Origin of the sequence: uncultured Eudoraea sp. (assembly GCF_947490415.1) — a bacterium.
Lineage (GTDB): Bacteria > Bacteroidota > Bacteroidia > Flavobacteriales > Flavobacteriaceae > Eudoraea.
Map to the genome: position 1 here is coordinate 186,284 of NZ_CANLGX010000001.1, position 12,724 is coordinate 199,007.

Below are 12,724 nucleotides of genomic sequence, written 5' to 3' on the forward strand. Positions count from 1 at the left end.
TTTGGCGCCGGCCAAGCGAATCGAGGTCTATGCCGCATAGGCTGAAAGCCGCAGCGGTAATTCCTGGAGGTACCACTTAAAGCGCCAAACCCGCTTCTTGTAACAAGAAGCGGGTTTTTTTATTTCATCGGACGTGGAAAGTTCACTTTCCTAAGGATCGGGGAAATAAAAAAAACCCTGCCGAAGGCAGCGAGGTTTGGCATTGTCAGGAGAGGTTCCTAAGGAACAACGACCCCGATAACTATCGGGGGAGTTAGTCCTGGAGGAAAAAATGAAGTACGAAGAAGGAAAAAATGAGGCGCGAAGTGGGAGGTAATGAAATGGAACCTATAAAAGCCTGCTTTTTTCAGGGTCTGAAAAACAAAAAACCAACTTCAGAAGTCAGGAGGGTTTGGAATTTTCAGGAGAGGTTCCGAAGGAACAACAAGCAAAGCGCAGTTAGCCCTGGAGAAACTCTATAAATTCTTTAGATGAACTTGCTGTAATCCACGCCCAAATAAAAGATAATTACTAACTTCATACTCTACTATTAAGAAAAAGCCCCTGGGCGATAATTAAATCAAGTATGCAAACAATTTTAGGTTCAGGCGGCGCTATTGGAATTGAACTTGCCAAAGCCTTAAAAGAGTACACCTCCCAAATTAGATTGGTGAGCAGGAATCCCAAAAAAGTGCATGAGACAGATGAAGTTTTCCCTGCAGATCTTCTAAATCCTTCTGAAGTAAATGAAGCAATAAAAGGTTCAACCATAGTTTATGTAACTGTCGGATTTCCGTATAATTTAAAAATCTGGAAGGAAAACTGGCCTAAATTCACCGCTAATATAATTGATGCCTGTAATACACATAATTGCAAATTGGTATTCTTTGACAACATCTATATGTACGACCCGGATCATTTAAACGGGATGAACGAGGAAACACCGATTAACCCTCCCAGCAAAAAAGGAAAAATACGTGCCGAAATAGCAGAAATGATCCTATCTAAAGTAAAAGAAGGAAAGCTTACTGCACTTATCGCGCGTTCAGCAGATTTTTATGGGCCGGGAATAAAAAATACGAGTATGTTAACCGAGACTGTTTTTAAACCCCTGAGCAGCGGGAAAAAGGCAAATTGGATGGCTTCCCCAAATTTTAAGCACTCTTTCACTTATACTCCCGACGCAGGTAAGGCAACTGCACTTCTTGGCAATTCTGAAAAGGCTTATAACCAGGTGTGGCACTTGCCAACGGCCGAAAATCCCTTCACCGGACAGGAATGGATTGACACAATTGCCAAAGAAATGAATGTAAAACCTAAAACCCAGACAGCTACAAAATTCATTGTAAAATTGCTTGGGCTTTTTATTCCTTTGATGCGGGAAATGCCCGAAATGATGTACCAATACGACAGGGAGTATGTGTTTAATTCAGACAAGTTTACCAATCATTTTGATTTTAAACCAACCCCCTATTTGGATGGAATAAGGGAAATTATAAAATTAGATTACAGGAATTAAATAGCTTGACATTGAATAAAAATCAAAAAAAAGGCTAAATGGAATGTAAAAAGAAGCTGAACCAGGAGCCTTTGTATATAATTTAAAACTTAAACTAACTTAATACCAATATTTAATTAGTACAGTCATGAGAAAAATTATTTTATATCTATCACTACTCCTTGTTGCTCTTGTTTGTAAGGCTCAGAATGAGCCTGTATTCATAAATCCCAAGGGGTTGGATTGGCTCCCGGAGCGAGAAGATGTACAGGCCGGTGCCATTTTGGTTCCGGAAAATCATGATGAGCCCGATGGTAAACAAATTCAGATTACCTATATAGTTTTAAAAGCCAAAGACAGTATTTCTGCTGCATTTCCGATGATTTTCTTTTCTGGCGGCCCGGGTGGTAATTCTCTGAGTCAGGGTATGGTTGGTTTCTTATTGGAACACCCCATGAGAAATGAACGCGATATTATTCTTTTTGACCAACGCGGCATTGGATATTCCTCTGCCTTGCCCGACATGTCTTTTGATGCCTTTGATATAATGGCCAAAGACGCCGATGAAGAAGAGGAATTGGTATTGATGACAGACTTGATTTTTAAATATAAAAAGAAATGTGAGGCACAAGATATTAACCCGGGGTATTATAATTCAATTCAAAATGCGAAGGATGTAGGAATGCTTTTTAAGCATTTGGATTATGAGAAATACAATCTGTTTGGGGGTTCTTATGGTACTCGTATAGCCAGAGTGGTCCAGGATATGTTCCCTAATTACATTCATTCTTCAGTACTGGATTCACCTTCTCCGCTTAGCGGTGATTTTCTTCTTAATCGCTTAGACAGCTATTCACTGGCTCTAGGGCGAATTTTCGAGTATTGTGAAAATGATCCCGATTGCAAGAAACAATATCCAATGCTAAAAGAGGATTATTTTGAAGCGATTTCGATTTTGGAGCAAAAGCCATTGACAGTCACCATGAATGATTCAATAAATGTAACTATCAATGCCCAGGACGGGGTTTACCTATTGAGAAGGTTGCTGTATCAAAGTAACTCGAGGGAAAAGGCGCCAGAGCTTATAAAAGCTTTAAAGGAGGGCAGCGGAGAGGTTATTAATGAAGTACTGCAGTTTGAATATGAGTTAACCGGAGGACTAAACCTTACTATGTTGTTGTCTGTAGAAAAATTTGAAAATTTTAATCCGGCCAATACAGCAGAAGTCATTTTAGAGGACTATAAAAAATATCCTTTAATACCTGTCAAACTGGGCTTTTTTGATGCTTTTTACATCGCCGGGAAGAAATGGCATACCAATAACTTACCCTTGGAAGAGCGAAAATTCCTGGATTCTGATATCCCAACATTAGTTTTCGTAAATAGATTTGATCCTGTTACCCCTCCAAAAAATGGTGTTTTATTTATGGAAAACCTGAGCAAGGGAAAACTATTAATCCTTGATGAAGGAGGACATGGAAGTGGAAATCAGGAATGCAAAAACCAGGTTATGATAGATTTTATGAATAACCCAAATGGGCAACTTAACACCTCTTGTTTAAATATATATTTGGAGTAAAAGTCTCATTTACCTAAAGTCTAAGAATCACGCCATTTCATAAACACTCTTAAATGACATTTGTAATTTAAAAATCGTTGAGGTGTAAAAAAATTATCGCAAGTTTCAAAAATCCCCGGGTCTCAATGAGTATAAAAATTTTAGTGTAACGTAAGTATTTTTTTGTTTTGAGACTATCTTGCAATAAAATTGTTTTCACCTTGATTTCTATAGATACCAATACCTCGATTAATACTCTTCAGGAATTCCTGGAATCCAAAAACTGGCTGAATGCTGATGAAAAGATACGTGTTATTTCGAAACCTGGGGAGGGTAATATGAATGTTGTGCTTCGGGTAAATACGAATCAACGTTCCTTTATTCTAAAACAATCGCGACCCTATGTACAAAAGTTCCAGCAAATTGAAGCCCCTCTTAACAGGATTGAGGTGGAATATAAGTTTTATGAGGCTGTGCAAGGAGCTTTGATATCAGCCCACATCCCCGCTATTTTAGAATTTGATCAAAAGAATTATTTAATACAAATGGAAGATCTCGGACAGTGTGATGATATGACCTCCTGTTACGCAGACCGAAAGATGTCCTTTCAAATCCTGGAAAAACTAGTAAACATTTCAAAAGCCATTCACAAAGTGGGTAATGTGCAAAACTTTCCTGAAAATTGGGAGCTGAGGCAATTAAATCATCAACATATTTTTGTTCTCCCATTTATGGAAGACAACGGATTTCAATTAGATGATATCCAGGAAGGTCTGCAGGAATTATCGCTCCCCTATAAAAAAGATACAGCCATAAAAACCGAAGTGCACAAACTTGGCGACAAATACCTTTCTAAAGGAAACGTTTTGATCCATGGTGATTATTACCCGGGTAGCTGGATGCAGCTGGAAAATGAGGTTTTTATTATTGATCCCGAATTCAGTTTTATTGGTTTTAGGGAATTCGATCTGGGGGTTATGACAGCTCACCTTATTATGGCCACAATGGATGATTCCTCTTTAGCCACCGTAATGGGACTTTATAGAGGAGAAGTAAATAATAATCTCGTTTCTCAGGTAGCTGGTATTGAAATTATGAGGCGTTTAATTGGCCTGGCACAGTTACCGTTGCAACGAACTATCGAGGAAAAAGACTATCTTTTACAACTTGCAAGAAAAATGATATTAGTATGAAATATAATTTTTTTATTATCACCTTGTTTTTGTCTGTGATCATCTTATCATGCAAGGATCAGAAGGCTGAAATAGATATCCCTGAGCCTAAGAAATCTGCTTACGCCCAGGATTCTCTTGTTTTAAACAAGGAAGAATTATATGACAAGGTTTTGGGCGCCTTAGTTGGTTCTGCCATAGGTGATGCCATGGGTGCTTCTACTGAGATGTGGCACAGATCTGACATTCAGCATAAATATGGTTATATCACAGGGCTTACCCCTGCAGAACGCATACAATCTCCTGAAGGAACCTGGGAGCATAACCTGAATGCCGGTGCTACCACGGATGATACCCGATGGAAGTACTTTATGGTTTCATATTTTGATACCTATTCCCCCGACCTAAATGCAAAACATTTTGCAAAATTTATTACAGATTATTATCAATCTATAGCTTCCAGGCTGGGTGATAAGGAAATTTTAGCTTCTCCTGATGCCCTGGACGCCAGATTAGAAAAGGTAGACTGGATTAAAGAATGGGCCCGGGTAGCTCTGGCTTACCAGAAAAGTACGGGAGATTATCTGGAAGCTCAAAATAGATTTTATGGAGGGGAAATGTCCTGTGCCGGAATGTTATACACGCCTATGTTTGGTTTGATAGAACCTAATCCGGAGATAGCATATCTTGCAGCTTACAAACATTCACTTTTTGATCTTGGATACGCTAAAGACATTTCAGGGCTGGTAGCAGCGATGACCCAAATGGCCATGCGAACCACGAACATGGATTCCATACTTAATACTGCCGTTTTTATTGATCCTATGCGCTATCAAGACAGTAGACTTGTAGGCCGTATTTCCTATAACACAGCAAACGCCACCAGAAAATATGTAAACCTGTCCCGGGAAATTAAAAGTTCAGATTCTCTAAGATTAACGGATTCATTGGAGATAAATATTCCCGATCATTTTAGCGGGACTAAAACCGATTGGGCACAACAGGAATTTGTTTACGCATTATTGGAAAAAGACGAAAAGGCAATTGCTTTTCATGCCGGTGAAATCTGGCAAATTATGATTGCCGGATTGGCCTTTGGGGAAGGTGATTTTGTAAAGAGCATACAGTTTATTGTAAATTACGGGCGAGACAATGATACAGTGGCCGCAGTGGCCGGAATGATCCTGGGGGCAAAGGACGGTTATACTAATTTACCTGTAGAATTAAGCACTGAAGTACTTCGCGTAAACAGAGAGCAATTGGGTATTGATCTGGAAGAACTTGCTTCGAGGATGGTTGGAACTATGTTGCCTGAAACCGTAAATACCAACTAAAATGGCGGTTAATAATTTTATACATGAAGATTTTTTATTGCAGACCCCATTTGCCAGCCGGCTTTACCACGATTATGCCAAAAACTTACCAATCATTGATTACCACAATCATTTGTCGCCTGAGAAAATAGCAAAAGATTTTCAATTTGATAATATCTCTCAGGTATGGCTGAACGGAGACCATTATAAATGGAGAGCTATGCGGACTCTTGGTATTGAAGAAAAATATATTACCGGAAATGCCACAGATCAGGAAAAATTTCTAAAGTGGGGAGAGACTGTACCATATACAGTTCGAAATCCTTTGTACCATTGGACCCACCTCGAATTAAAGCGTTATTTTAATGTAGATGTGCTCCTGGACCAAAATAATGCCCAAAATATTTATGATACTTGCTCTGAACAATTACAACTTCCCTCACGGAGCACTTTAGGTCTTCTGAAGCAAATGAACGTTGAAGTGGTATGCACCACGGATGATCCTTTGGATACGCTTGAATACCATAAAAAAGCGAGACAGAACCAGGGCCTAAGATTATTGCCGGCATTTCGGCCGGATAAAGCGTATGCCGTTGAAAATACCAACGCTTTCCTTAAATATTTAGGCCAATTGGAAGAAGTTACCAATGCTTCTATTCATTCATATACGGACCTTCTGTCCGCCTTGGAATCAAGAATAAATTACTTTCATGAAAATGGCTGTAGATTAGCAGATCACGGCTTGGATTCCCTCCCTATCTACAAAAATGAAAGCTTTGATAGCTCCAAAATCTTTAAAAAATTAAAAAATGGGGAATCACTAAATTCACATGAAGTCGCTTATTTTAAATCTGAAGTATTAAAATTTCTTGCCAAATGCTACCATAAAAATGCATGGGTACAACAATTTCATCTCGGTGCCCTCAGAAATAATAATCAAAGGATGCTTCAACGTTTGGGGCCGGACACCGGGTTTGATTCTATAGGGGATTTTTCGCAGGCACTGTCACTGAGTAACTTCCTGGACACCCTGGATAGTACAAACCAACTTGCCAAAACTATTATTTACAATTTGAACCCTGCTGACAATGAAGTTATTGCTGCGATGGTTGGCAATTTTAATGATGGAAGCGTCAAGGGTAAAATTCAATTTGGTTCTGCCTGGTGGTTTTTAGATCAGAAAGACGGGATGGAAAAACAATTGAACTCGCTTTCCAATATTGGCCTGCTTAGTTGTTTTATTGGGATGTTAACAGATTCTCGCAGTTTTCTTTCATTTCCAAGACATGAATATTTTAGGAGAGTACTCTGCAATCTTATCGGTAAAGACGTTGCAAATGGAGAATTACCGGAAGATGAAAAATGGTTGGGTCAGATTGTATCAGATATCTGTTACCATAATGCAAAGGCTTATTTTCCATTTTAGTTTGAGAAGTACTTTAATAATTTAACTTTCTTAAGTTATATTTGGAAAGACTAATCGGATTCCGGGAATCTTAGTTTTTGCCATTCAAAAATAGAAATATACTTAACATCTTATCATGTCTGAATTGTTTTCTGTAGACGACAAAATTATTGTAATTAGTGGTGCAACCGGTGTTTTAGGTTCGGCCATGACAGCCTATCTGGCAGAACAAGGTGCCAGAGTAGTTGCCCTAGGCAGAAATCCGGATAAAATAAATGCGCTAATCGCAGAAAATAAAGGTAATCGGCATAAAGTATTTCCCCTGATCGCCGATGTAACAAATGAGCGAGATTTAGAGCGTGCAAAATTGGAACTTGAAAATGAATTTGGAAAAATAGATGTCCTGGTTAACCTGGCAGGAGGGAATATGGCAGGGGCAGTAATTACTCCGGAGCAGACCATATTGGATGCCAGGATAGATGAATTAAATAAAGTTATGGAATTGAATTATCTGGGTTCCTTCCTCCCAATAAAAACATTCCTGCCCTTATTTCTAAAAGATTTAAAAGGAAGTATTATTAATATTTCTTCCATGGCCGCTCAAAGGCCCATAACCCGGGTTTTGGGTTACGGTTCTGCAAAGGCCGCTATTGATAACCTGACCAAATGGTTGGCTATTGAGTTTTGCAGCAAACACAGCGCGGATTTAAGAGTAAATGCTATTGCTCCCGGTTTCTTTTTAACCGAACAAAACCGCACTTTACTTACCGAGACAGATGGCAAATTAACAAAACGTGGCAGACAAATTATTGAGAATACCCCTATGGGCAGATTTGGTAATCCGGATGAACTCTTTGGGGTGCTTCAATGGCTTAGCAGCGATGCCTCAAAATTTGTTACCGGGACAATTATTCCGGTAGATGGCGGATTTAATGCATATTCGGGGGTATGAAGACAATGGAACAAACAATGAGATGGTACGGGCCTAATGACCCTGTAACCTTAAGTGATATAAGACAGGCAGGAGCAACTGGCATTGTAACAGCTTTACATGAAATTCCAAATGGAGCGGTATGGACTAAAGAGGCCATACAAAACCGAAAACGTCTTATAGAAAATGCGGGACTCAGATGGTCTGTTGTAGAAAGTGTTCCCGTTCATGAATTTATTAAGAGGCGGAGTGGAAATTTTCAGGAACTTATAGAGAACTACAAGTTAACTATCAAAAATCTTGCCTCAGAAGACATAAACATTATCTGCTACAATTTTATGCCCATATTAGATTGGATACGCACAGAATTGGATCATAAACTACCAAACGGAGCAAGAACACTAAATTTTGAAATGAGAGCTCTGGCCGCTTTCGACTGTTTTATTCTAAAGCGTCAGGGAGCTAAGGAATCTTATCCTCCCGGAATCATTAAAAAGGCCAAAACTTATTACGAAAATTTAGACGCAGCAGCAATTGAAAAACTAAAAAGGACCATTTTAGATAATCTTCCCGGGGCAGAGATAGGTTATACACTAAAGGAGTTTCAGGAGGCCTTAAATAATTACCAAAATATTGACACCCCAACTTTGGAAAAAAACCTGCATCTTTTTCTGAATGAAGTACTTCCTGTGGCTGAAGAAAATAATGTTTTTCTCGCTATACATCCGGATGATCCACCTTATCCCATACTCGGTCTGCCAAGAATTATGAGTACGGCGGCGGACATAAAGCGTATCCTATCGGAAAACGACAGCCCTAATAATGGGATTACATTTTGTACCGGTTCTCTCGGCGTAAGAGAAGATAATAACCTGGTGCAAATCATAAAGGACTATGGAGATCATATTCACTTTGTTCATCTTAGAAGTACCCGAAGGGATGCGGATGGCAACTTTTATGAGGCCTGCCACTTAGAAGGTGATGTGCCCATGTACGGCGTGGTGAAGGAACTCCTTCAATTGCAGGAGAAAAGAAACAAACAATTACCTATGCGCCCGGATCACGGGCAGCAATTGTTAAACGACCTGGATATTAAGACAAATCCGGGCTATTCCGGCATAGGACGTCTAAAAGGCCTCGCGGAATTGCGAGGGCTTATGTATGGAATCTTAAATCAAAATACCTGAATCCCTACCAGATAGATTCTGCCCTGTTTACCTCTAATGCATTAATAGTCAATACTGAGGAAGAGGAATTCTTGAAAATAAGATTTGTATACGATTCATTGGGAAATATTTGCGACGTCATTACATATTGCCCATTATTTATAAAAACTTCTATAGACGACCAATCCATCAAAATCCGCACTTCTATTTCCCCCTCAGGCAAGTTCCTGATCGGCATTTTATGAACACTTTTTGCAAAATCTTCTTTAAACGCGGTTTTGCCCGACTTAGTTCTATCTAATAAAAACAATTCCTGATCCCCGTCTAAGGTCAATACCAGTTTCTCGCCTAAACTATTATTATAAGAAATTTCAAAATTTCGATTCGTGGTTTTAAACCTTATTTCGGATTGATTATAATTGTCAAAAGCGATAGTTTCCGACTCACCCGCTGCCAATTCAAGGTCCTTTTTAAATTCCGATTTAAAGACGGTTCCAAAATCATCCAGGGGGTAATTAGCCAATTCATATGAATTGCCCACTTTAATAAGTGATAACTTTCTTGGAACGGTCATAGCACTTCGCCATTCCTTTGTTGGCGTGTCTCTTGCATAGGCCCAATTACTCATCCATCCGATAAATATCCGCTGGTCATTTGGTTCATTGTTATAAGTAATCCCAGCATAATTATCCGTTCCCCAATCTATCCATTTTTCTGCCTGTTGATTTGAGGTAAATGTGGTCCCGTCAAAATCACCAATAAAATATTGGGTCCCGCTTCCGCCGTTTGGTGCCCCCGGATTTATACTAATAATAAGCACCCATTTTTCCTCTTCCGAGCCAGATACTTTGAGCGGAAACAGATCGGGGCATTCCCAGACACCTCCATGCGCCCCTGATTCTTTACCAAATTCACTTAGATAGGTCCAGGAAATTAGGTCGTCAGACCTGTAAAGTTGTGCGTGGTCACCTGCCACCAATACAAGGATCCAACTTTGAGTTGGTTCATTCCAGAAAACTTTGGGATCTCTAAAATCGCGAATACCCTCATTTCCCAGAACCGGATTATCCTGATATTTAGTCCACGATTCGCCGTTGTCCAGGCTATAAGCTATCCCTTGAGTCTGGAAATCGTTCGAACCATCTTTTTCCTTGTTTATATCATGATAGGTAAAAATAGCTACCAGAGGAGGATTGTCCAGAGTACCCAGACCGGACGTATTATTTTTATCAAGAACAGCACTGCCTGAAAAAATATAACCATTTTCATCCGGAAATAAAGCAATCGGTTTATGCTCCCAATATACCAGGTCCTTGCTTGTGGCATGACCCCAATGCATTGGTCCCCAAACAATATCTTGAGGGTAATACTGATAGAAAAGATGATATATTCCTTCGTTATAAACCAGTCCATTAGGATCATTCATCCACATCTCTGTTGGTGTGAAATGGAATTGTGGCCTGTATGGCTCTTTAAAAAAAGTTGTTTCTGGCATAGAAGTCATTTCTGTATTTTTTTCTTCTTCTTTATTTTTACAGGAATAAAATGAAAAAAATAGTATGCTCAGAAGGCTAAATAGGATATAATTTCTCATAACAAACAGTCGATTTTTATAAAAATACATTTTATTTATTGGACCCGAAAACCACCGTCAGATAGGATAAATTTTTATCCAAATGAGTATCTTTACACCTGGATATAATTCGTAGCGATGCATCTTTTTATCAAATGTTCATGTTTCTTTTTTCTCCTATTCTCGGCTAATGCACAATCAACTATAGACCAGGCTCTTGATTGGTATAATAGTGAAAGTGTCCCTTACATTTCTGTTTCAGAATTACAAAATGAAAAAAACCAAATTATTTTAGACACAAGAGAATGGGAAGAATATGAGGTAAGTCATATAAAAAATGCCGTCTGGGTAGGTTATGATGATTTTAAATTGGCAGATGTGATAACTAAATATCCTGATAAAAATTTAAATATTGTGGTTTATTGTTCCATAGGGGTCAGATCTGAGAATATTGGTGAAGAACTTTTAGAATCTGGTTATTTCAACACAAAAAATTTATATGGTGGTATTTTTGAATGGAGCAATCAGGGTTACCCGGTCTATACTGCTAAAGGTGAAAAAACCAAAAAAGTACACGCCTTTGGTAAGCTTTGGGGGAAATATCTGACCAAGGCAGAAAAAGTATATTAGGATTAATTCATATATGAAGTTGGAAGAAAATAAAGACCGATTACTACTTATTTTTACCAGAAACCCCAAATTAGGAAAGTGTAAGACAAGATTGGCGGCGGCTATAGGGGATCAGGCGGCATTGGATATTTATATGATCTTATTGCAGCATACGGCTAAGATTACTAAAGACCTTAATTGTTCAAAAGAAGTTTATTATTCAGAAGAAATACCCGAAAATGATTTATGGGATAAAGGCAATTACGCAAAACAGTTGCAAGAAGGTAATGATTTGGGAGAACGAATGTATAATGCATTTATATCCGGATTTGAAAGAGGTTATCAAAAGATTATCATTATTGGCAGTGATATTTATGACTTAAATAGTGAAACCATTGAAGCAGGTTTTAATAGTTTGGAAAATTCTGATTTTGTAATAGGTCCGGCAGCAGATGGAGGTTACTATCTCCTGGGAATGAAGACATTGAACAAGGAGATATTCTTAAACAAGAATTGGGGCACAGAAACCGTCCTGGAAGATACCCTCAAAAACTTAAATCATAAAAAGGTAAAACTCCTGCAAATCAAAAATGATATTGACGTCTACGAAGATTTAAAAGAGTTTGATGTTTTTCAATCCTTTGTAAAAATTTGAGCCTATGACCAAAAAACAGCTTGAAGAATCATCCCTTTACCTCAGAAATAAAGGCTTTGAAAGTCCTGAAATAGGGATTATACTGGGTACAGGACTTGGCAGATTGGTAGACCATATAGAATCCGGTGTTGTAGCCCATTACCATAACATTCCATTTTTCCCGTTGGCTACCGTTGAATTTCATAGTGGTAAGCTTATTTATGGCACACTCGAAAATAAAAAAGTAGTGGTTATGCAAGGTCGTTTTCATGTTTACGAGGGCTATGAGTTTGATGATGTTACCTATCCTATAAGGGTCATGCACGAACTGGGAATAAAAAAGTTGTTCATCTCCAATGCAGCCGGGGCTATTAACCTCAACTATAAAAAAGGTGATATCATGCTTATAGATGATCATATTAATCTTCAGGGCGGATCGCCTTTGGCATTTAAAAATGTAGCTGATTTTGGGATTCGTTTTGTGGATATGAGCCAGCCGTATGATATTGAAATGTGTGAAAAAATTAAAGGAATTGCAGTCCGCGAAAATATTACATTGCATAGTGGTGTGTATGCTTCTGTCGTTGGGCCCCAACTGGAAACTAAGGCAGAATATCGGATGTTAAGAACTATAGGGGCAGATGCCGTTGGTATGAGTACAGTGCCTGAGGTAATTGTGGCCAACCATTTAAATCTTCCTGTGGTGGCTGTGTCCGTGCTTACTGATGAATGCGATCCTGACAATCTGCAGCCCGTCCATATTGACGAAATAATTAAGGTCGCAGAAGAAACCGAACCCAAAATGATAAAATTATTTATGGAATTAATAAAGGAATTATAATATGAACTTTAGATATGAGTTCTTAAGTATACCTGATTTGGTGTA

At 38.7% G+C, this 12,724-nt stretch carries 11 protein-coding genes; 10 read left to right on the forward strand and 1 reads right to left on the reverse strand.

Annotation, left to right across the window (positions count from 1 at the left end; all coding sequences use genetic code 11):
• Positions 1-565: 565 nt before the first annotated feature.
• From Q0874_RS00780 to uxuA, 7 genes are all read left to right on the forward strand, one after another.
• A complete protein-coding gene (locus Q0874_RS00780) occupies positions 566-1,498 on the forward strand; it encodes an NAD-dependent epimerase/dehydratase family protein (RefSeq protein ID WP_299158132.1) in 933 nt (310 codons plus the stop codon).
• A 127-nt stretch (positions 1,499-1,625) separates the two neighbouring features.
• Entirely contained in the window at positions 1,626-3,056 is a 1,431-nt protein-coding gene (locus tag Q0874_RS00785) for an alpha/beta fold hydrolase (RefSeq protein ID WP_299158134.1), read from the forward strand.
• Between the two features lie 200 nt (positions 3,057-3,256).
• Positions 3,257-4,228, forward strand: a complete 972-nt coding sequence (locus Q0874_RS00790; protein ID WP_299158136.1) for a phosphotransferase — start codon at positions 3,257-3,259, stop codon at positions 4,226-4,228.
• A complete protein-coding gene (locus Q0874_RS00795; protein WP_299158138.1) occupies positions 4,225-5,541 on the forward strand; it encodes an ADP-ribosylglycohydrolase family protein in 1,317 nt (438 codons plus the stop codon). The genes Q0874_RS00790 and Q0874_RS00795 overlap by 4 nt, the downstream gene beginning before the upstream one ends.
• A 1-nt stretch (position 5,542) precedes the next feature.
• The gene (gene uxaC / locus Q0874_RS00800; RefSeq protein ID WP_299158139.1) at positions 5,543-6,946 is read left to right on the forward strand and encodes a glucuronate isomerase; all 1,404 of its coding nucleotides are present in this window, start codon (positions 5,543-5,545) and stop codon (positions 6,944-6,946) included.
• Positions 6,947-7,061: 115 nt separating this feature from the next.
• On the forward strand, positions 7,062-7,877 hold the full coding sequence (locus Q0874_RS00805) for an SDR family oxidoreductase (protein WP_299158140.1): 816 nt from the start codon (positions 7,062-7,064) through the stop codon (positions 7,875-7,877).
• A 5-nt stretch (positions 7,878-7,882) separates the two neighbouring features.
• Positions 7,883-9,043 carry a mannonate dehydratase gene (gene uxuA, locus Q0874_RS00810; RefSeq protein ID WP_299160074.1) on the forward strand — a complete coding sequence of 387 codons (1,161 nt, stop codon included), beginning with the start codon at positions 7,883-7,885 and terminating at the stop codon, positions 9,041-9,043.
• Between the two features lie 4 nt (positions 9,044-9,047).
• Here uxuA and Q0874_RS00815 read toward each other — a convergent pair whose 3' ends face one another.
• Positions 9,048-10,616, reverse strand: coding sequence for a glycoside hydrolase family 32 protein (locus Q0874_RS00815; protein WP_299158141.1), 1,569 nt, complete (start codon positions 10,614-10,616; stop codon positions 9,048-9,050).
• Positions 10,617-10,733: 117 nt separating this feature from the next.
• Here Q0874_RS00815 and Q0874_RS00820 point away from each other — a divergent pair, with 117 nt between their 5' ends.
• Genes Q0874_RS00820 through Q0874_RS00830 form a run of 3 tightly spaced genes read left to right on the forward strand, consistent with a single transcriptional unit; the run spans position 10,734 to position 12,679 of the window.
• Positions 10,734-11,225: a rhodanese-like domain-containing protein gene (locus tag Q0874_RS00820; RefSeq protein ID WP_299158142.1), complete on the forward strand. Its 492-nt coding sequence runs from the start codon at positions 10,734-10,736 to the stop codon at positions 11,223-11,225.
• A 13-nt stretch (positions 11,226-11,238) separates the two neighbouring features.
• The gene (locus Q0874_RS00825; protein ID WP_299158143.1) at positions 11,239-11,859 is read left to right on the forward strand and encodes a TIGR04282 family arsenosugar biosynthesis glycosyltransferase; all 621 of its coding nucleotides are present in this window, start codon (positions 11,239-11,241) and stop codon (positions 11,857-11,859) included.
• 4 nt (positions 11,860-11,863) lie between these two features.
• Entirely contained in the window at positions 11,864-12,679 is an 816-nt protein-coding gene (locus Q0874_RS00830) for a purine-nucleoside phosphorylase (RefSeq protein WP_299158144.1), read from the forward strand.
• Positions 12,680-12,724: the final 45 nt, after the last annotated feature.

Bases quoted from the DNA above. Each gene is read 5' to 3' on its own strand.
- Q0874_RS00785 (WP_299158134.1), top strand. From the start codon at position 1,626: ATGAGAAAAATTATTTTATATCTATCACTACTCCTTGTTGCTCTTGTT.
- Q0874_RS00805 (WP_299158140.1), top strand. From the start codon at position 7,062: ATGTCTGAATTGTTTTCTGTAGACGACAAAATTATTGTAATTAGTGGT.
- Q0874_RS00780 (WP_299158132.1), top strand. From the start codon at position 566: ATGCAAACAATTTTAGGTTCAGGCGGCGCTATTGGAATTGAACTTGCC.
- Q0874_RS00820 (WP_299158142.1), top strand. From the start codon at position 10,734: ATGCATCTTTTTATCAAATGTTCATGTTTCTTTTTTCTCCTATTCTCG.
- Q0874_RS00795 (WP_299158138.1), top strand. From the start codon at position 4,225: ATGAAATATAATTTTTTTATTATCACCTTGTTTTTGTCTGTGATCATC.
- Q0874_RS00825 (WP_299158143.1), top strand. From the start codon at position 11,239: ATGAAGTTGGAAGAAAATAAAGACCGATTACTACTTATTTTTACCAGA.
- uxaC (WP_299158139.1), top strand. From the start codon at position 5,543: ATGGCGGTTAATAATTTTATACATGAAGATTTTTTATTGCAGACCCCA.
- uxuA (WP_299160074.1), top strand. From the start codon at position 7,883: ATGGAACAAACAATGAGATGGTACGGGCCTAATGACCCTGTAACCTTA.
- Q0874_RS00815 (WP_299158141.1), bottom strand. From the start codon at position 10,616: ATGAGAAATTATATCCTATTTAGCCTTCTGAGCATACTATTTTTTTCA.
- Q0874_RS00830 (WP_299158144.1), top strand. From the start codon at position 11,864: ATGACCAAAAAACAGCTTGAAGAATCATCCCTTTACCTCAGAAATAAA.